At 71.6% G+C, this 20,700-nt stretch carries 11 protein-coding genes; 6 read left to right on the forward strand and 5 right to left on the reverse strand.

The features are described from left to right. Positions 1-104: 104 nt before the first annotated feature. Positions 105-1,676 (reverse strand): glycoside hydrolase family 27 protein, encoded by a 1,572-nt coding sequence (locus AB0B63_RS09850; protein ID WP_208566849.1) that lies wholly within the window; start codon positions 1,674-1,676, stop codon positions 105-107. 386 nt (positions 1,677-2,062) lie between these two features. On the opposite strand from AB0B63_RS09850, the gene AB0B63_RS09855 reads away from it, so the two are divergent. From AB0B63_RS09855 to AB0B63_RS09875, 5 genes are all read left to right on the forward strand, one after another. Continuing rightward, positions 2,063-3,439, forward strand: coding sequence for a LacI family DNA-binding transcriptional regulator (locus tag AB0B63_RS09855; RefSeq protein ID WP_357016450.1), 1,377 nt, complete (start codon positions 2,063-2,065; stop codon positions 3,437-3,439). Positions 3,440-4,054: 615 nt separating this feature from the next. After that, complete coding sequence (locus AB0B63_RS09860; RefSeq protein ID WP_219462911.1) at positions 4,055-5,038, forward strand: LacI family DNA-binding transcriptional regulator; 984 nt, start codon at positions 4,055-4,057, stop codon at positions 5,036-5,038. Between the two features lie 368 nt (positions 5,039-5,406). Continuing rightward, positions 5,407-6,774, forward strand: coding sequence for a PHB depolymerase family esterase (locus AB0B63_RS09865; protein WP_357016453.1), 1,368 nt, complete (start codon positions 5,407-5,409; stop codon positions 6,772-6,774). Positions 6,775-6,871: 97 nt separating this feature from the next. Further along, positions 6,872-8,338 (forward strand): arabinofuranosidase catalytic domain-containing protein, encoded by a 1,467-nt coding sequence (locus AB0B63_RS09870; RefSeq protein WP_208566764.1) that lies wholly within the window; start codon positions 6,872-6,874, stop codon positions 8,336-8,338. A 22-nt stretch (positions 8,339-8,360) separates the two neighbouring features. Beyond that, positions 8,361-10,190: an alpha-galactosidase gene (locus AB0B63_RS09875; protein ID WP_357016456.1), complete on the forward strand. Its 1,830-nt coding sequence runs from the start codon at positions 8,361-8,363 to the stop codon at positions 10,188-10,190. A 173-nt stretch (positions 10,191-10,363) separates the two neighbouring features. Here AB0B63_RS09875 and AB0B63_RS09880 read toward each other — a convergent pair whose 3' ends face one another. From AB0B63_RS09880 to AB0B63_RS09890, 3 genes are all read right to left on the reverse strand, one after another. Beyond that, positions 10,364-11,680, reverse strand: a complete 1,317-nt coding sequence (locus AB0B63_RS09880) for a PHB depolymerase family esterase (RefSeq protein WP_357016459.1) — start codon at positions 11,678-11,680, stop codon at positions 10,364-10,366. A gap of 235 nt (positions 11,681-11,915) precedes the next feature. Beyond that, the gene (locus AB0B63_RS09885; protein ID WP_357016462.1) at positions 11,916-13,304 is read right to left on the reverse strand and encodes an endo-1,4-beta-xylanase; all 1,389 of its coding nucleotides are present in this window, start codon (positions 13,302-13,304) and stop codon (positions 11,916-11,918) included. A gap of 728 nt (positions 13,305-14,032) precedes the next feature. Continuing rightward, positions 14,033-15,085 (reverse strand): substrate-binding domain-containing protein, encoded by a 1,053-nt coding sequence (locus AB0B63_RS09890; protein WP_357016465.1) that lies wholly within the window; start codon positions 15,083-15,085, stop codon positions 14,033-14,035. Between the two features lie 550 nt (positions 15,086-15,635). On the opposite strand from AB0B63_RS09890, the gene AB0B63_RS09895 reads away from it, so the two are divergent. Next, a complete protein-coding gene (locus AB0B63_RS09895) occupies positions 15,636-17,747 on the forward strand; it encodes a cellulase family glycosylhydrolase (protein ID WP_357016468.1) in 2,112 nt (703 codons plus the stop codon). Positions 17,748-17,829: 82 nt separating this feature from the next. On the opposite strand, the gene AB0B63_RS09900 is transcribed toward AB0B63_RS09895, so the two are convergent. Next, on the reverse strand, positions 17,830-20,700 hold the full coding sequence (locus AB0B63_RS09900; protein WP_357016471.1) for a condensation domain-containing protein: 2,871 nt from the start codon (positions 20,698-20,700) through the stop codon (positions 17,830-17,832).

The raw sequence follows: 20,700 nt of genomic DNA on the forward strand, positions 1-20,700 counted from the left end.
CCCGGACGGCGTCCGCACCACACCGTCCGGGTCCGGGACCACTCACCGACGTCCGTCCGCCCGGTGCCCGGACCGGCAGCGGGCGGACGGCGACGGCCGGTCGGTCAGCGGCGGGTCCAGCGCTGGTTGGCCGCCCCGGTGCACGACCAGAGCAGCACCGTGGTGCCGTTGGCGGTGCCGTTGTTGTTCACGTCGAGGCAGAGGCCGGACTGCACGCTGCTGATCGTGCCGTTGGCGTTGAACGTCCACTGCTGGTTGGTCCCACCGTTGCAGTCCCAGATCTGGGCCTTGGTGCCGGCGGTGGCGTTGGTCGGCGCGTCCAGGCACTTGCCGAGGGACTGGAGGGTCTGGCCGTTGGCCGTCCAGCGCTGGTTGGCGGCCCCGTTGCAGTCCCAGATCACCGGTTGGGTGCCGTTGGCGGTGCTGCTCTGCGGGACGTCGAGGCACCGACCGGAGGCGACGCTGGCCAGCGCGCCCGCGGTGGACGGCGGCGTCGTCGGCGGCGGGGCGGTGCCACCACCGCTGACCCGGTACACCACCGTGCCGTGCGACGGCACACTCGCGGAGATGGTGCCGGTGCTGGTGGTGCTCGCGTTGGTCCAGGCGTCGACCAGGGTGAAGGAGGAGCCGGACTTGCCGATGGCGGCGGCGGTGGTGGAGATCGTCGTCGTCGAGCCACCCTGGTTGAACAGGGCGACCGCGACGTCACCGTTGGCGAGCCGCTTGGCCAGCACCCGGCGGGTGCCGTCGAAGGAGACCTGAGCGCCCTGCAACGCCAACGCGTCCTGGTTGATGGCGATCAGGTTCGCGTTCTTGAGGATGGTCTGGGTGGCGGAGTTCATCGACCGGACGTCGTTGCCGGCGATCAGCGGCGAGGCCATGATCGCCCACATCGCGAAGTGGCTGCGCATCTCGGTGTCGGTCATGCCGCCCCGGCCCACCTCCATCATGTCGGGGTCGGTGAAGGCGCCGGGCTTCGCGTACGGGGCCAGCGGCACGTTGACGTCGATGATGTTCTGGATGCCCATCGGGTAGCCGTTGGTCTGGCCGCTGTTCCAGGTGTTGGTGATGTCCTCGGTGGTGCGCCACATGTTCGCCACGTCGCCCCAGTTGCGCTGCGGGCCGGTCTTGGCGTGGATGCTGTTGGGGTTGATGCTGTAGACGATCGGCCGGCCGGTGGCGGCGAGGGCGTCGCGCATCTTGGCGAACGTGGTGACCTGCTGGTCGATGGAGCCGTTCGGCGAGCACCAGTCGTACTTGAGGTAGTCGACGCCCCAGTTGGCGAACTGCCGGGCGTCCTGCACCTCGTGGCCCTGGCTGCCGGTGGCTCCGGGGTAGGAGTTGAAGTACTGGGCGCAGGTCTTGTCGACCGGCACCTGGTAGATGCCGAACTTCAGCCCCCGGGCGTGGATGTAGTCGCCGAGCGCCTTCATCCCGGAGGGGAACCGGGTCGGGTCACCCTGGAGGTTGCCCGCCGAGTCCCGGTTCGGGTTGAACCAGCAGTCGTCGACCACGACGTACTGGTAGCCCAGATCCCGCATACCGCTGCTGACCAGCGCGTCGGCCGTCTGCCGGATCAGCGCCTCGTTGATGTTGCAGCCGAAGGAGTTCCAACTGTTCCAGCCCATCGGCGGGGTCCGGGCCGTCCCGTTGTCCAGTGCCTGTGCCACCGGCATCCGGATGCCCACCAGGACGCCGGCCAGGAGCAGACCGGCCGCCAGCGCCCGCCCCCAGCTCCGGGCTCGCACGAATCGCTTCACGAAGTCTCCAATCAGTGGCACCGCGTCGGGCGGGACGTCCGGGAGTCGGCTCGAACCACCCCGGGTGTGAGCGCTCGAACGGCTCGGTGTGAGCGCTAACAATGGCCCCTCATGTTACGTAAGCGTTTCGGCGTATTCAACTGCTTCCATATTTTTACCGCTCTATCACCGGAGGTCGGCAGGTCGGCCCCACCGGCGGCCCCCCGAGGGCTGCGGACCACGCCGGGAAGCGGGACGCAGCAGTGCGGCATGGAGCCATCGTGGAGCTATCTGCATCGCCTGACATCGAATACGCTGGCTCCATGTCAGATAGCTCCAGACGCGGCCGGCGCGCTCGCGGCGAGATCGAGCAGCTCCCCAGCGGCTCGCTCCGGGTGCGGGTGTACGCCGGGATCGACCCCGTGTCGAAGCGTCGGCGCTACCTCACCGAGACCGTGCCCGCCGGCCCGGTCGCGGCCCGCCACGCCGAAGCCGTCCGCAGCCGGCTGCTCGACCGGGTACGACGACAGCCCACGCCTGCCGCCCCGACCGGCGACCCGGTGGCCGGCAGGTCGGGTGGCACCCCCGGGACCCCCGCCGCCGTCCCCCCGGCAACCGCCGCGGCGGACCCCGCGCGTACCACCATCCCGACGGTCGGCAGGCCGGCCGGGGAGCCACGACGCAGCCGACGCCGGGGCGAACCGACGCTGACCACGATCGCCCAACTGGCGGACGTCTCGGCGCCCACCGTGTCCAAGGTCCTCAACGGCCGCACCGGGGTCGCGGCGGAGACCCGGGCCCGGGTGGAGTCGCTGCTGCGCGAGCACGGCTACCGCCGCCCCGAACTGGGCACCCCGAACGCCAGCGTGGAGGTGGTCTTCTACGGCATGCAGAGCAACCTGGCGGTGCTGATCATGCAGGGGGTGCAGCAGGTCGCCGGGGCGCACCGGCTCGCCGTCGGCTTCATCGACGCCCGCCGCCAGGTCTCGGAGGGGCGGTTCTGGGCCCGCGACCTGCTGGCCCGTCGCCCGACCGGAGTGATCGCGGTGAATCTCGGCTTCACCTCCGAACAGCACGCCCTGCTGGCGGCGAGCGCGATCCCCCTGGTCGTCATCGATCCCACGGGCGAGCCGCCACTGCACGCCGTCCCGTCGGTGACGACGACCAACTGGAGCGGTGGTTTCGAGGCCGCCCGGCACGTACTCGACCTGGGACATCGGCAGGTCGGGGTGATCTCCGGGCCGACCGAACGACTGTGCGCCAAGGCCCGCCTGGACGGTGCCCGGGCGGCGCTGGAGGCGGCGGGAGCCGGGCTGCCCGCGCGCCGGCTGCGCTTCGGCCACTGGTTCTCCTTCGAGGACGGCCTCAGCCTCGGCCAGGAACTGCTCCGGCAGAACCCCACGCCCACGGCGATAGTGTGCGGCAACGACCTGCAGGCGCTCGGTGTCTACGAGGCGGCCCGGTTGGCCGGCCGACGGATCCCCCAGGACCTCAGCGTGGTGGGCTTCGACGACATCCCGTACACCATGTTCTGCGGACCGCCGATGACCTCGGTGCGGCAGCCGCTGACCGAGATGGCCGCCGCCGCGACGCGGATGGTGCTGACCCTGGCCGCCAACGAGAACCTCACGCAGACCCGGGTCGAACTGGCCACCACGCTGGTGGTGCGGGGCAGCACCGCGGCGGCACCGGCGCACTGACCCACTCGGCGCGGCCGGTCCGGTTCGGCGCGATCGGTCCGGTTCGGCGCGAACGGTCCGGGTCGGCGCGGCCGGTCCGGGTCGGCGCGGCCGGTCCGGGGTCACTTGCCGGGGGCGGGTCCTCGAAACCTGTCCTTGTCGTTGCCGAACAGTTTCGAGTAGCATCCGGTTCGATCGATACGGCAGGTCGTCGTGACACGGTCACCCTGGTCACGGTGTCCTCCGGTTCCACCGGTGGCGCACCGCCCGACGTCTGGTACGGCGTGTGGGTCCAGGTCAGGTCCGTCGTCCGGCACGGCGGGCCGGCCCGACACGGCGTAGGACAGTGACCTTCGAGGAGCGAGGGAGGGCCAGAGGGACCCGTCACCACCAGTTCGCCTACCGCCTGCGATCCGTGATGACGAATATCACGGCACGCCGGCGACACTCGGCCGCGTCGCCGACCCAATCAGGGCGACACGCCGCGTAGACTCTCGCTGATCCAGCGTTGTCCACGGCGTGCACGCCCATGCCTCGTGTCCGACGTCCCTCATCGGACGCCGGGCCGGGCCGCTTCGCCGTCAGCGGGCTGCGGGGCGGACCGAGAGGTGTGGGATGACTGTGCGCGCTCCTGCGATGAGAGACGTGGCCCGCCTCGCCGGAGTTTCCCACCAGACCGTGTCGCGGGTCCTCAACGGGCATCCCCACGTGCGGGAACAGACCCGCCTACGGGTCCAGGCCGCGATCACCGAGCTCGGCTACCGCCCGAACCGGGCCGCCCGCACCCTGGTCACCGGGCGATCGCAGGTGCTCGGTGTGGTGGCGCTCAACACCACCCTCTACGGCCCGGCGTCCCTGCTGTCCGCCTTCGAACTCGCCGCGGCCGAGGCCGGCTTCGCCGTCAGCGTCGGTAGCGTCCGCAACCTGGACCGCACCTCCATCACCGCCGTCGTCGAGCGGCACCTGGCCCACCGGGTCGCCGGGATCGTGGTGATCGCACCGGTGGAGTCCGCCGGCGAGGCGCTGGAGTGCCTTCCCACCGACATCCCGCTGGTCACCGTGGACGGCGACCCCCGCCGTCCGGTGCCGCTGGTCACCATCGACCAGGTGGAGGGGGGCCGGTTGGCCACCCGGCACCTGCTCGACGCGGGTCACCGGACGGTCTGGCACGTGTCGGGCCCGGCCGACTGGTTCGACAGCGCGGGGCGTCTCGCCGGCTGGCGGGAGACGTTGCAGGCCGCCGGTGCGGAGGTTCCCCCGGTGTTGCAGGCGGACTGGTCCGCCGCCTCGGGATACCGGTGCGGCCAGATGCTGGCCCGGACCCCTGAGGTCACCGCGATCTTCACGGCCAACGACGATCTCGCGCTGGGCGTGCTGCACGCGTTGCACGAACACGGCCGGCGGGTGCCGGAGGAGGTCAGCGTCGTCGGTTTCGACGACGTCCCGGACGCCGCGTACTTCATCCCGCCGTTGACCACCGTCCGGCCGGACTTCGACACCGTGGCCGAGGCCAGCCTCGGCCTGCTGCTGACGCAGATCGACGCAGGCGTCGACCACACGCTGCGGCAGACCATCTCCCCCACCCTGATCACCCGGGACAGCGTCGCCGCGCCCCGGTGACGGGCGGACCGTCACCGGTCGCCGCGGTGGCGTACCCACCCGCCGTGCCGCGCCGACCAGGCCGGCGGCGACCCGCCCCGCACAGTGCGGTCCAGCTCTGGACAGCACTTCTTGTTAACGTTAACGTAATGGACGATCGTCGATTTATCGGGTACGGACTCCGGCCGACCGGGTGGCCGCTCGTCCGACCGTAGGCGGAGCCGACACCGACGCCACGAGGGGCCGGACGGCTACGACCGGCCCACACACAGCGGTCCGCGCCACCGGATCGCGCCACCGCCGTCCGCGCCCGAGGGTCGACGACCGGACGCGACGCCCGCACCGCCTCCCGGCGCGGCGATCTCCACCCCCTGAAAGAAAGGCCACCGATGAAGGGCAGTCTGCGCGCCGCGCTGGCAGCCGTCGTCCTCGCAATCGCGGCATCCACCGTCCTGATGACGGCGCAGCCCGCGACCGCGGCGACCCTGACCAGAGTGACCGGATTCGGCAACAACCCCACCAACCTCAACATGTACCTGTACGCCCCGAGCACCCTCGCGCCCCGCCCGGCGCTGCTGCTCCTGGTGCACTACTGCAGCGGTTCGGCCAGCGGGATCTTCAACGGCAACGGGCACGACTACGTGACCGCCGCCGACCGCTACGGCTATCTCATCGTGGTGCCCGAGGCCACCCGCAGCGGAAGCTGCTTCGACGTCTCCACCCCGGCCGCCCTCACCCGCAACGGTGGCGGCGACTCGACCGGGATCATGTCGATGGTCGCGTACGCCCGGCAGCGCTACAACGTCGACCCGGCGCGGATCGTGGTCTCCGGGTTCTCCTCCGGGGCGATGATGACCAATGTGCTCGCCGCGCAGTACCCCGACGTCTTCTCCGCCGCGTCGGCGTTCTCCGGGGTGCCGGCCGGCTGCTTCGCCACCACCGACGGATCGCTGTGGAACAGCCGCTGCTCCGGCGGCACCGTGATCAAGACGGCGCAACAGTGGGGCGACCAGGCCCGCGCGATGTACCCCGGGTACACGGGCCGTTATCCCCGGATGCAGTTGTGGCACGGGGTCACCGACACCACCCTCGCCTACCCCAACTACGGCGAGGAGATCAAGCAGTGGACCAACCTGCACGGGTTGAGCACCACGCCCACCGCCACCGACCGTCCCCAGTCGTCCTGGACGCGCACCCGCTACGGCGGGACGGGGTCGCAGGCCCCCGTCGAGGGGATCAGCATCGCCGGGGTGGGTCACCAGTTGCCGATGGCCGGACAGCTCGCATACGCCATCACCTTCCTCGGCCTGGACGGTAGCGCGCCCACCCCCACCCCCACCGCCAGCCCCACGCCCACGCCGACGATCACCCCGACCCCCACGCCGACGGTCACCCCGACCTCGACCCCGACGCCCACGCCGACGTCGTCGCCGCAGTCGGGTGCCTGCCGGGTCACCGACACGATCAGCGCGTGGAACAGCGGGCTGACCGCCAGCATCACCATCGTCAACACCGCCAGCACGACGCTCAACGGCTGGTCCCTCGGGTTCACCCTGCCCGCCGGGCAGGTCATCACCGGCGGCTGGAACGCCAGCTACGCACCGGCCAGCGGCCAGGTCACCGCCACGAACGTCAGTTACAACGGCACGCTGGCCCCCGGAGCGTCGACCACTATCGGATTCCAGGCCACCCACACCGGCAACGCCGCCGCCCCCACGGCATTCACCCTGAACGGGGCGACCTGCGTGGTCGCCTGAACCACCGCGACCGCAGCCCCCCGCACCGCGTCGAGGGGTGATCCGTCCCCGCCCTGCCAGGGCGTGCCGCACCGTCCAGTCATCATCAGGAGCTCCCGTGCCAGAAACCCGATTCCTCCGTCGGCGGCCGGCGCTGGTCGCCGCCACCACCACCCTCCTGCTCGTCGGTGCCGTCGCCGCCCAGACCGAAGCCTCGGCGGCTGCCGCCGGATGCCAGGTCAGCTATGCGGTCAGCTCGTCCTGGCAGGGCGGCTTCGGCGCCAACGTCACCATCACCAACCTCGGTGACGCGGTGAACGGGTGGCAACTGACCTGGAACTACGCCGCCGGACAGACCATCACCCAGCTGTGGAACGGCAGCTACACCCAGGCCGGCGCCCAGGTCACCGTCACCAACGCCAGCTACAACGCCACGATCCCCACCAACGGCACCGCCAGCTTCGGCTTCAACGGCGCGTGGACCGGCAGCAACCCCGCCCCCACCTCGTTCAGCCTCAACGGCACCACCTGCACCGGCGGGGTGAACCCGACCACCGGACCACCGCCGACCACGCCCCCGCCGACCACGCCGCCGCCCACCACCCCACCACCGACCACCCCACCGCCCGGCACCAGCCAGCCGTGTGACATCTACGCCGCCGGGGGCACCGCCTGCATCGCGGCGCACAGCACCACCCGGGCGCTCTACGCCGCCTACAACGGCTCGCTCTACCAGGTGCGCCGGTCCTCGGACAACACCACCCGCAACATCGGCGTGCTGTCGCCGGGCGGGCGGGCCAACGCCGCCAGCCAGGACAGCTTCTGCGCGAACACCACCTGCGTCATCACGATCATCTTCGACCAGTCCGGACGCGGCAACAACCTCGGCTACCAGGGTGCCGGCGGGGTCGGTGGCGCCGTCCAGCCGGCGGTGGCGAACAAGGAGTCGCTGACGGTCGGCGGCGACAAGGTGTACTCGCTCTACATCCCCGGTAAGAGCAGCTACTGGCGTGACGGTCACCTGACCGGGGTGCCGACCGGCGCCGCGCCGGAGGGCATGTACATGGTCACCAGCGGCACCCACGTCAACAGCGGCTGCTGCTTCGACTACGGCAACAGCGAGACCACCCGGCGGGCCGACGGCGCGGGCGCGATGGACGCGATCTACTTCGGCACCAGCTGCTGGTTCGGTGGCTGCTCCGGCTCCGGCCCCTGGGTGCAGGCCGACCTGGAGTACGGCCTCTACCCCGGCGGCAGCAGCTCGTGGAACTCCAACCAGCGGGCGTTCACCAGCAAGTTCGTCACCGCCACCCTGAAGAACAACGGCACCTCCCGGTTCGCCATCAAGGGCAGCAACGCCCAGTCCGGCAGCCTCTACACCCTCTATGACGGGTCGCTGCCGCGCGGGTACAGCCCGATGAAGAAGCAGGGCGCGATCATCCTGGGCAGCGGCGGGGACTGCTGCATCGACAACACCAACCAGAGCGTCGGCACCTTCTACGAGGGGGCGATGGTCGCCGGCTACCCGTCGGACGCCACCGAGAACGCGGTACAGGCCAACATCACCGCCGCCGGCTACCGCTGACCCCGGTGATCGAGGAGGTCCGATGCAGCACCGTGTCATCCATTCAGCGACCCGACGGGCGGCGGTCCTGCTGGCCGCCACCGTCCTGCTCGTGACGAACCTGGTCGGCGTCGGCGCCCCACAGCCGGCGCAGGCGTGGGACAACGGCGTCGCCGACACCCCACCGATGGGCTGGAACAGCTACGACTCGTTCAACTGGAGCGTCACCGAGGCCGACGTCCGGGCCAACGCCGACTACATGGGCGCGAACCTGCGCCAGTACGGCTGGCAGTACATCGTCGTCGACTGGGCGTGGTACTTCCCCGGGCAGCACAACGGCAGCCCCAACCAGGACGCCAACCTGCAACCCCGGCTCCGGATGGACGCCAACGGGCGGCTGCTGCCCGACACCACCCGGTTCCCGTCGGCGGCCGGCGACAACGGGTTCAAACCGCTGGCCGACCACGTGCACGCCCAGGGGCTGAAGTTCGGCGTCCACCTGATGCGGGGCATCCCCCGGCAGGCGGTCGCGGACAACGTGCCGATCCTCGGCACCTCGTGCCGGGCCAACCAGATCGACGCCGGCAACAGCGCGGCCTGGCTCAACCTGATGTGGGGGCTGGACATGTCCAACCCCTGCGCGCAGGCGTACCTCGACTCGGTGTTCCAGCTGCTGGCCGGGTGGGGCGTCGACTTCGTCAAGGTCGACGACATCGCCGCGCCTACCTACCGGCAGGCGGAGGTCGAGGGTTACCGGACGGCGATCGGGCGCAGCGGCCGGCCGATGGTGCTGAGCCTGTCGCCGGGGGCCACGCCGCTGTCCGCCGGCCCGCACGTGCAGAACAACGCGCACATGTGGCGGATCGTCAACGACCTGTGGGACAACTGGTCGTCGGTGGACGCCCTGTTCGACCAGTTACGCAACTGGACGCCGTACCGCAGGGCGGGGGCCTGGCCCGACCCGGACATGATCCCGATCGGCCGGCTGTCGAAGCACGGCCCGGTCGGCTCGCCGCGCTACTCCAACCTCAGCGCGGACGAGCAGCGCACCCTGATGTCGCTCTGGGTGATCAACCGGGCGCCGCTGATGTGGGGCGGCAACCTGGTGGAGAACCGGCCGGCGGAGCTGGCGTTGATGACCAACAGCGCGGTGCTGGCGGTCGACCAGCGCAGCGCCAACAACCGCCAGCTCACCGGCGGCACCCGGCAGGTGTGGGTCGCCGACGTGCCGGACAGCACGGACCGGTACGTCGCACTGTTCAACCGGGAGGGCGCGGCGGCCACCGTGTCGGTGAACCTGGCCGACCTGGGCATCGGCTCGGCAACCGCCACCGACCTCTGGTCCGGCGCGGCCCTGGGCACCTCGACCGGGACGTTCAGCCGTCCGCTGCCCGCCCACGGTGCCGGGCTCTACCGGCTGACGCCGCAGACCACCACCCCGACCCCGACGACGTACACGCTGACCGCCCGGCACAGCGCGAAGCTGCTCGACGTCAACAACGCCGCCACGACCGACGGCGCGAACGTCGTGCAGTGGGCCGCGAACGGTCAGGCCAACCAGCGGTGGCGGTTCTCCGACGTCGGCGGCGGCTGGTCCACGGTGGTGAGCGTCAACAGCGGCAAGTGCCTCGACGTCTACGGCGGCGCGGGCACGACCGCCGACGGCGCCCGGGTGGTGCAGTGGACCTGCAACGGGGGCACCAACCAGCAGTGGCGGCTCCAGGACGTCGGTGACGGCCAGGTGCAGCTGGTGGCCCGGCACAGCAACAAGTGTCTCGACGTGCTCAACGCCGGGCTGACCGACGGGGTGCAGGTCGTGCAGTGGACCTGCGGCGCCGGCACGAACCAGCAGTGGCGGCGTACGCCGGTGTGACAGGGCGGACGATGCTCCGCCGGTGAGGAGGGCGCAGGGCCGGGATCGTCTCCCGGCCCTGCGCCCTGCCGCGTGGGCCGCACCGCGTCTGCCGCGCCGGCCGCCGCGCGGACGCGACTGCGGGGTGGGGCACCTCGGCGGTGCCCCACCCCGCAGGAGGTGGAAACTCCCGGTCAGGCGGCGGTGCAGGTCGGGGTCACACCCGCCGCGCTGCCCGTGCCCTGGAAACCGAACTCGGTCGACTGACCGGCACCGAGCGCACCGTTGTAGTCCACGTTCGTGAACCGCACCGTCCCGGAGTTACCACTGGCCGTCGCCGACCACGTCCCGGTCACGCTCGTCCCACCCGGCAGGGTCACGCTCACCGTCCACCCACGGGTACCCGACGAACCCGCGGTCACCTTCACCGTCGCCACGAAACCACCCGTCCACGAATTCAACGACACCGAAGCCGAACAGCCACCGGTGGCCGGCGGGGTCGTGGGCGGCGGCGTCGTGGGGTTCGGCGGAGTGGTCGGCGGCGGCGTCGTCGGGTTCGGCGGCGTCGTCGGCGGCGGCGTGGTGGGGCTGGCGCTGTCGAAGCCGAGGAAGCGGACGGCCTGCGCGGCGTCGAACGGGATGGAGTGCCCGTAGCCCTGGAAGCTGATCGCCTCCACCGGCGCGGTGCCCCCGGTGCCGCCGTAGCGGGTACGGGTGGCGCTGGTCTGCGGGTAGTCGGTGAAGCTGGGGGTCTGCGCGACACCGAGCACGTTGGTCCACTGCTTGACCTGCTCGCCGAAATTGACGTAGCTCAGCGTGGTGTCCGTGGTGCCGTGCCAGATCTGCATCCGGGGCCGCTTGCCGGTGTAACCGGGGTAGGCGTTGCGGACCAGGTCACCCCACTGCTGGGGGGTCTTCACGATCCGCCCACCGGAGCAGTCGCTGTTCCACTCCGAGCCGTTGGTGGTGGCGAAGCAGCCGAACGGGACACCGGAGGAGCTGACCCCGGCGTTGAACACGTCCGGATAGACCCCCGCCATCACGTTGGTCATCATCGCGCCGGAGGAGAACCCGGCGACGCCGATCCGGTTCGCGTCGACCGGGTAGCGGTTCCGCACGTAGTCGATCATCGACATGAGGCCCACCGGGTCGCTGCCGCCGTTGCGCCGCAGCGCCTGCGGGGAGGAGACGTCCCAGCACTTGCTGCTGCGGGTCACCGACGGGTAGATCACGATGTAGCCGTAGCGGTCGGCCAGCGAGCTGAGTCCGAAACCGGTGTGCAGCGCCGGGCCGCTGCCGGTGCAGTAGTGCAGGGCCAGCAGCAGCGCCGGCCGGGCGGCCACCCGGTCGGGCACGTACAGGTGCATCTGCAGGTTGGTCGGGTTGGTGCCGAAGTTGGTCACCTGGGTCAGCGTCGCGGCCGACGCCGGGTTGGGGGCCGCGACCACGGCCGTGACGGTCGCCAGGGCGGTCGCCAGCGCGGCGGCCAGCAGTGCGAGTCGGGGTTTCATCGGCGGTTCCTCTGTCGGAGTCGGTGGTCAGCGACGGACGACGGGCCCTCCCGGCGTGCGGGACGACGGTCCGGACTGGCCCGGTCCGGGGCTGGCCGACGATGGTCCGGCCGGGGCACGTCGCACCGGCCGGCGGGTCGGGGGTGATGCACCGCCGGCCCGACCCGGGTGCGCCCGGGTCGGGCCGGCGGTGGTGGTACTCAACTGACGCTGGTGCTCAATCTGACGGTGGTACTCAGCTGGCGGTGCAGGTCGGGGTCACACCCGCCGCGCTGCCCGTGCCCTGGAAACCGAACTCGGTCGACTGACCGGCACCGAGCGCACCGTTGTAGTCCACGTTCGTGAACCGCACCGTCCCGGAGTTACCACTGGCCGTCGCCGACCACGTCCCGGTCACACTCGTCCCACCCGGCAGGGTCACGCTCACCGTCCACCCACGGGTACCCGACGAACCCGCGGTCACCTTCACCGTCGCCACGAAACCACCCGTCCACGAATTCAACGACACCGACGCCGAGCACCCCGCCCCGCCTGGAGGCGGCGTGGTCGGGTTCGGCGGGGTCGTCGTCGGGTTCGGCGGCGTGGTGGTCGGGTTCGGCGGGGTGGTCGTCGGGTTGCCCGGGCCGGCGTTGAGCGCGTTCAGCACCGAGTCGTACGCCGGCTTCTTGTTGCCGTTGCAGTCGAACAGCAGCGCGTTGTCGGAGCCGCGCCACGAGTCGCAGTCGCGCACCCCCCACACGGTGATGCCGGCGCACTGCGGGATGGCCATGCAGGACCGGGTTACCGTGCCGAAGATGTTGGCCTGGTTGCCACCGGTCATCACGTCCAGCTCGGTGATCTGGACTTCCACGCCGAGGTCGGCGAAGCGCTTGAGGTTGGCCTGGTAGTCGCCCGGGATCGTGGTGCCCAGGTGGGACTGGAAGCCGACGCAGTCGATCGGCACACCCCGGGACTTGAAGTCCCGCACCATGTTGTAGACGCCAGTCGACTTCGCGTTGACGCCGTCGGTGTTGTAGTCGTTGTAGCAGAGCTTCGCGCCCGGGTCGGCGGCGCGGGCGGCCCGGAACGCCGCCTCGATCCAGTCGTTGCCGGTGCGCTGCAGGTTGGAGTCCCGACGCCCACCGCTGCCACCGTCGGCGAACGCCTCGTTCACCACGTCCCAGGCATAGATCTTGCCGCGGAAGTGGGTGGCGACCTGGGTGACGTGGTTGATCATCGCGCTGCGCAAGGCGCTGCCCGACATGCCCTGCGCCCAGCTCGGCTCCTGCTGGTGCCAGAGCAGCGCGTGGCCACGCACGCTCATCCCGTTGGCCTGGGCGTGGCTGACGATCCGGTCGCCGCCGGTGTAGCTGAACCGGCCCTGCTGCGGCTCGGTGGCGTCCCACTTCATCTCGTTCTCGGCCACGATCGAGTTGAACTCGCGGTTGAGAATGGTGGTGTAGGTGCTGGTGGACAGCTTGCCCGTCGCGACCGCCGCGCCGAAGTAGCGGCCCTTCTCGGCCGCCGCCGCCCGCAGGGTCGTCCCGGCGCTGGCGGAGGGGGCCATCGCCAGCGTCATTCCGACGGTGAGTGCGCCGGCGACGGCGAGGGTCGCCGTCGCTAGCAGGGCTCTCTTGGGTCTCATGTCGCATCCTTCTCGGTGTGGGTGCAGCGGTGGTGGTGTTGGGATGCCCGACTCCCCGTGCGGCGGACCGCACCGGCCGGCGTGGTACGCCGCCCGGTCAGCCACGGCGCGGACGGGCGGAGACCCCGCCGTGGTCCACGCACGCGATCGACACCGGTGACCTCGACGCCGAGGGCGCAGCCCGGGCCGGCGGGAGGATCGCCCGTACGGTGGAACGGCGTGGCGCCGCCCGAAAAGGGAGCCATGATCCTCCTTGTCAGAGGAGACCGGGCCGGCCGGGCGGAACCGTCCGACCCCATGCGTACGGGGCCGGTCGCGCCGCCACCGGCAGTTGCTGACGGGAATCCTGATCCGACGTCCCGCATGCCCTGGGGGGACGTCGCGATCCAAGGTGCGACCAGCACGGCTCGCCCGGTGAGCCATCAGGTGCTGTCGTCCTCGCATCGACTGTGAGCGATAACATGTCATTCGTCAAGTCGTAGCGATCTGTCCGGGTCGATCCGACCGTCCACCGTCGCCGCCGGGCGGGCCGGCGGGCCGGCGGGCCGGGAGTTTCTCGCGGCGATCGAGATCGGCACGCGGACCGGCCCGCCACGCCCGACCGACCGGGTGCGGCGGGGCGGGCGGTCCAGGTGCTGACCGGGCAGCACGTGGGCGGTCCGGGCAGCACGCGGGCGGTCCGGGTGCGGACCGGGCAGCACGCGGGCGGTCGCGGGGCGGCCGTCCCGTCAGGTCGCCGGGGGCGCGGTGCTCTGCCGGACGGTGAGGGTGGTCGCCAGCTCCAGGCGGACCTGGCCGGTCGGCTCCCCCCGGCCGAGCGCGAGCGCCAGCTCGGTGGCGGTGGCCGCCATCTCGGTCAACGGCTGGTGCACGGTGGTCAGCGCCGGGTCGACCAGGGCGGCCATCGGCAGGTCGTCGAAGCCGACGACGCTGAGGTCGGCGGGAATCCGCAGCCCCAGCGACCGGGCCGCCTGGTAGACGCCCAGGGCCTGCAGGTCGTTGCACGCGAAGATGGCGGTCGGCCGGTCGGGCCGGCGGAGCAGGTCGAGCGCCGCGGCCTGGCCGTCGGCGGGGTTCAGGCCGGTGTGCACGACCAGGTCGGCGGTCACCGGCAGGCCGGCCGCCTCCAGGGCGGACCGGTGGCCGTCCAGTCGGGCCCGGCAGCACAGGACGTGTTCCGGGCCACCGATCATCGCGATCCGTCGGTGACCGAGCCCGATCAGGTGGCGGGTGGCCGACCGGCCGCCGGCCCAGTTCGTCGCACCGACGAACGGCACGTCCTCGGGCAGCTCGGTGGTGGGGTCGAAGACCACGAACGGGATGCCCCGGGCCCGTAGCCGCTGGTGGTCCTCCGCGCCCAGTTGGGCCACCATCACCAGGCAGTCCGGCCGGCGGGCGAGGGTGTCGTCGATCCAGTACCGGATCGCGTTGCGTTGCGGCCCGAACTCCGTCAGCACGACGCCGACGCGCTGCTGCCGGGCCGCCCGCTCGACGCCCCGGATGATCTCCAGGCCCCACATGTCCTCGATCTCGTCGAAGACCAGCTCCATGATGTTGCTGCGGGTCGCCGGGGCGGTCCTGCGGTAGCCGTGGTGGCTGATCGCCGCCTCGACGCGGGCCCGGGTGTCCGCCGCGACACCGGACCTACCGTTGATCACCTTCGACACGGTCGGAATCGACACGCCGGCTGACTCCGCGATCGCCGCGATCGTCACCGGTCTGGTCGGATCGACGAACGACGCCAGGTCGCCGCCCGGCCTGCCCGACTCGACGTGCCTCAACCCGGCCTCCTCCTCCGCGGCGGCTGCCGGTCGGGCCGGCATCGCCACGCGACCGGGCCGCCGGCACCGTTCAGGGAAACCAGGATAACCCGGCGGTCGGCGTCCGGCCCTGACGCACATTCGGGGGTACGACCAAAAGTTTCCGTCATCTGTCGATCTGAACTCAGCACCTCCCGGTGTTCCCGTGTCGCCACCGGGGCCAGACCACCGGGCCAGGCCCCGGACAACCCGGGAACTTCCCCTCCATTGACGTGCGTCAACCGACACTTGTATGGTCTGCGACGGAAACTTTCCGAGTCCATCCTCCGATTGTTTCCAGGCGGGAGCCTCGCCATTCCGTACGGACGCACTGGGCAGCGTCCGTATCCGCCACGCCCGGCCGTGCCGTCGGACGGTCACGCCCGCCCGGCGCAACCCCGTTCTCCCGGTTGCGGTGGCCCGGTGCGGTGGCCCCACCCGATCCGGTTCACCCCGGACCCGTCAGGGCGGCCCGGTCGGCGAGACGTCCGACGACCCCAACCACCGTGCCACCATGGCGAGGAGTTCCCAGATGAGTTCACACCACCTCCGAAGAATGCGGCGGCGGGCCGGCCTGCTCGCCGGCGCACTTGCCGCACTGCTGTTCGCGGGCCTGATGATCACCGGCAGCGCCCAGGCCGCCGCCGGCTGCCGGGTGGCGTACACCGTGCCGTCGCAGTGGCAGGGCGGATTCACCGCCGACGTGCAGGTCACCAACCTCGGTGACGCGATCAACGGCTGGACGTTGACCTGGGCCTTCCCGGCCGGCCAGCGCGTCACCCAGGCGTGGAACTCGACGGTCACCGCCGCCGGCAGCCAGGTCACCGCGAAGAACCTGAGCTACAACGCGGCGATCGCCACCAACGGCACGGTCTCCTTCGGCTTCAACGGGTCGTGGACGGGCAGCAACCCCGTACCGACCTCGTTCACCCTCAACGGCGTCGCGTGCACCGGGAACCCGGGCGGCACCCCGACCGCCAGCCCCACCCAGACACCGACGCCGACCCCGACCCCCACCCCGACGCCGACGACCTCCCCGTCGCCGTCGCCGGGTGGGGACCCGATGGCGACGGTGGCGGCGATGCAGCCCGGCTGGAACCTGGGCAACACCCTCGACGCCATTCCCGACGAGACCGCGTGGGGCAACCCGCTGACCACCCAGGCCCTGCTGCACCAGGTGCGCTCACAGGGCTACAACAGCATCCGCATCCCGGTGACCTGGACCGACCACACCGGTCCGGCGCCGACCTACACCATCGATCCGGTCTGGTTGGCGCGGGTCCGGCAGGTGGTCGACTGGTCGCTGGCCGAGGGCTTCTACGTGATGATCAACCTGCATCACGACTCCTGGCAGTGGATCAACACGTACCCGGGCGACCGCACCACCGTCCTGAACCGGTACAACGCGTTGTGGACGCAGATCGCAGCCACCTTCCGCGACCACTCGGCCAAGCTGGTCTTCGAGAACATCAACGAGCCGCAGTTCACCGGCACCTCCGACGACGCCCAGGGCGACGAGGTGCTGCGGGAGCTGCACCTGGCCTTCGTCCGCCTGATCCGCCAGTCCGGCGGCGGCAACGCCACCCGGCTGCTGGTGCTGCCCACCCTGCACACCAGTGGCGAGCAGGCCCGGATGGACGCGCTGAACACCACGCTCAGCCAGCTGCGCGACCCCAACATCGCCGCGACCATCCACTTCTACGGGTACTGGCCGTTCAGCGTCAACATCGCCGGCGGCACCCGCTACGACAGCAACGTCGAGCAGGACCTCGTCGGCACCTTCGAGCGGGCCCGCGCCTCCTTCGTCGCCCGCGGCATCCCCGTGATCATCGGTGAGTGGGCGCTGCTCAGCTACGACTACACCCGCCCCGGCATCATCGAACGCGGCGAACTGCTGAAGTTCTTCGAGGCCGTCGGCTACCACGCCCGCACCCGCAACCTCACCACCATGCTCTGGGACGCGGGATCCTTCCTCAACCGCCCCACGTTGCAGTGGCGGGACCAGGGCATCTACGACCTGATGAAGGCGAACCTGACCACCCGCTCGGCCACCGCGTCCGCCGACCAGGTCTACCTGCCGCGCAGCGGCACCATCACCAGCAGGTCGCTCACCCTCAACCTCAACGGCACGTCGTTCCAGGGCCTGCGGCAGGGCAGCACCAACCTGGTCAACGGCACCGACTACACGGTCTCCGGCAGCACCCTCACGCTGACCGCGTCGGCGCTGAGCCGGCTGGCCGGCAACCGCGCCGCCGGGGTCAACGCCACCATCGAGGCCCGCTTCTCCCAGGGCGTGCCGTGGCAGATCAGCATCATCTCCTACGACCCGCCGACCCAGTCGGCGGCCAGCGGGACGACCAGCTCGTTCGCCATCCCCACCCAGTTCCGGGGTGACCAGCTCGCCACCATGGAGGCCAAGTACGCCGACGGCAGCGGCGCCGGACCGGCGAACTGGACCTCCTACAAGGAGTTCTGGACGCACTTCCAACCGGACTACAGCGCCAACACCATCCTGCTGAAGCCGGAGTTCTTCGCCGAGGTCAACGACGGCCCGGTCACCCTGACCTTCCACTTCTGGAGCGGTACGCAGAAGACGTACCGGATCACGAAGTCCGGGAGCACGGTCACCGGCAGCCCGGCCTGAGCCGGCCGGGGCGTCGCGGACGATGGACCGCGACGCCCCGGCCAATGGGGTGAGGGTGTCCCTCCGGGCCTCTGGGGCACCCTCACCCCGCCGTGGACCACGGCCACGGCACCCCGTGGAAGGCCGCCTCGACCAGCAACGCCTCGATGCCGGACAGCAGCCCCTCGGCCCGCTCGACGGACAGGTAGCGGGTGTCGGCGGTGACGACCAGTTCCACCGCGCCCGGGGCGTCGAGCACCTGCACCCGGCACCGCCACGCGAACCGGTCCAGCTCCCCCACCCAGCGGAACGCGCCGGGCGTCACCATCGCCCGCAGGCCGGCCTCGTCCGGACCGGCCGCGCCGGGCCCGACCTCGGGGGCGAGCCGGGTGTCGTTGAGGTAGCACAGCGGGGCCAGCACGCTACGGTGGTCGTGCCCCAGCTCGGTGAAGGCACGCTCGAACTCGGCCGGGTCGTAGTAGGCGTGCCGGTAGGCGTCCAGGGCCGCCCGCCCGGCCCGGGACAGCAACTCGGCGAAGTCCGGTCGATCGACCAGGTCGAGCCGGCAGAGCCCGATCTGGTTCAGGGTGGCGACCGCCTGGTCGTACCCCGGCGGGAAGCGGTTGTTCGCCATCACCACCATCCCGCAGGCATCCTGCCCACCCCCGCTCAGCACCGCAGCGGTCGCGGCCAGCAGGACGGTCGAGGTGCTGACGCCGTGCCGGGCGGCGACCAGCCGCACCGCGTGGTGGACGGCCGGGGAGACCAGCGAACCCTGCCGGTATCGGGGCGTCGACCCCGCTCCGGTCGGATCGGCCAGGTCCATCGGCAGGCCCGCGAACTGCCTGGTCCAGTACGCCACCGCCCGCTGCGAACGCCGCCGCTGCACCGTGCGCTCCCGCGCGGCGAGATCCAACGACTGGAGCCCGGGCGGGCTGTCCAACACCCCCCGTAGCAGCAGCAACCGCAGGTCCCGCAGGACGATGCCGGCGGCGTGGAAGTCGACGGCGCAGTGGCTGAACACCAGCACGACCTGCCGTACCCGATCGTCCACGGTGACCAGCGCGACCCGCAGCGGATACGCCACGGCGTGGTCGAAGGGCACCCCGGCCAGCCGCGCGGCCAACTCCGCCGCGGTGCGCGCGCCGTCCGGGTCGTCGGCCGGCCGGGGTACGGCGTGCACCGGGACCGGCAGCCGCCCGGCCGCCGACGCCACCTGGCACAGCTGCCCGTCGTGCGGGCGGACCCGGGTGCGCAACGACTCGTGCCGGGCGACGAGCTCCCCCACCGCCCGCACCGCCCGGGGCACGTCCACCCCGGCCCGTGCCGACACCGCCAGCGTGCGCGGCAGGGTCAGCACCCGGTAGGCGGCGGGCGCCACGAACTCCGCCACCGTCCGCCACATCGCCCGCTGCCCCCATGTCAACGGCGCGGTCGCGTCCCGACCCCCGTCGAACTCGGCGTACGCCACCCGGTCGCCGCCCGGCCAGGCGTCGCCACCCGGCCCCCCGGTGGGCACCGGCCCGGCAGCCGGGGACGGCCCGGCGGTGAGCGCCGACTCAGCCGCCGGGGACGGCACGGCAGCCGGGGACCAGGGCCAGGGCACCTCGTGGAAAGCGGCCTCCACCAGCAACTCCTCCAGCCCGCGCAGGAACGGTTCGACGGCGTCCAGCGTCCGGTGCCGGGTGTCGACCGTGAGTGTGACACCCACCCCCGACGGCTCGTCGACCACGTGGGTCAGCAGCTGCCAGGACGCCTGGTCGAGCCCCGTCGTCCAGGAGAAGGTGCTCCGGCCCGTGGCGGCCCGCAGCGCGTCCCGGGTCACCACCGGCAGCCGGTCGACCCCGCCGAGGGGCAACCTGATGTCATTGAAGTAGTAGTGCGGCTGGAACGCCGACGCCGGGTCGACCCCTCGTTCGACGAATGCGTGCCGCAGCGCGACCGGGTCGTAATACGCGTGCCGCAGGCCGTCCAGGGAGGCGCTCCACACCCGGGACAACAACTCCCCGAAATGGGGGCGACCGGACAGATCCAGCACACCGAAACCGATCTGGCCGAGATTGGCGACGGCATTCGCGTACCCGGCGCGAAATCGATTGTGGGCCATCGGGAATAGGCCGCGACGGTCCTGTCCGTCAGCACCGGCGGCCATCGCCACCACCCCGGCCAGCAACACCGCGGAGCCGCTGACCCGGTGCCGGGCGGCGATCAGCCGGGTGGCCGTGTCGACGGCGGAGGAGACCAGCACCCCCCGCCGCCACGGCGGGGTCAGGCCCGGCCCCGGCTGCGCGGGCGGCGACGTCGGCAGCCGGTCGAACTCCCGCAGCCAGTGCCCGACCGCCCGCGCCGAGCGGTCCCGGTCGGCCCCGTGCTGCCCCCGCGCCACGTCCGCCGACTGCGGTCCGGCGGGGGTGGACACGTCACCACGCAGCATGATCAGCCGCAGGTCCCGCAGCACCGTCTCGGCGGCGTACGCGTCCACCGTGGAGTGGCTGAACACCACCACGACCTGTCGTACCCGGTCGTCGACCGTCACCAGCGCGACCCGCAGCGGCCACTCGGCGGCGTGGTCGAAAGCGACGTCGCCGAGCCGGCCGGCGGCCTCCCGGGCGGCCTCTGCGCCGTCGTGCGTCCCGGCGCAGACCAGCAGCGGCAACGCCCCGGCCGCCGCCGTTTCCTGGCGTGGCTCCCCGTCGACCTCCCGGACCCGGGTGCGCAACGCGCCGTGCCGACCGACCAACGCGCCGACCGCGCGGGCGACGCCGGGCACCGCCGCCCCCGCCCGCCGGGACACCGGGACGGTACGGCGCAGGTTGAGAAAGACGTGGTTCGAGCCGTTGCGGGCGATCGAGCGCCACATCACCCGCTGGGCCCAGGTCAACGGGGCCACCCCGGCACCGTCGCCGGAGAACTCGGCGTGGACCAGGGTCTCGGACGCCCATTGCGCAGGCACCACCGCGTCGGCGAATCGCAT

Source organism: Micromonospora sp. NPDC049081 (assembly GCF_040648835.1).
GTDB classification, from domain to species: Bacteria; Actinomycetota; Actinomycetes; order Mycobacteriales; family Micromonosporaceae; genus Micromonospora; species Micromonospora antibiotica.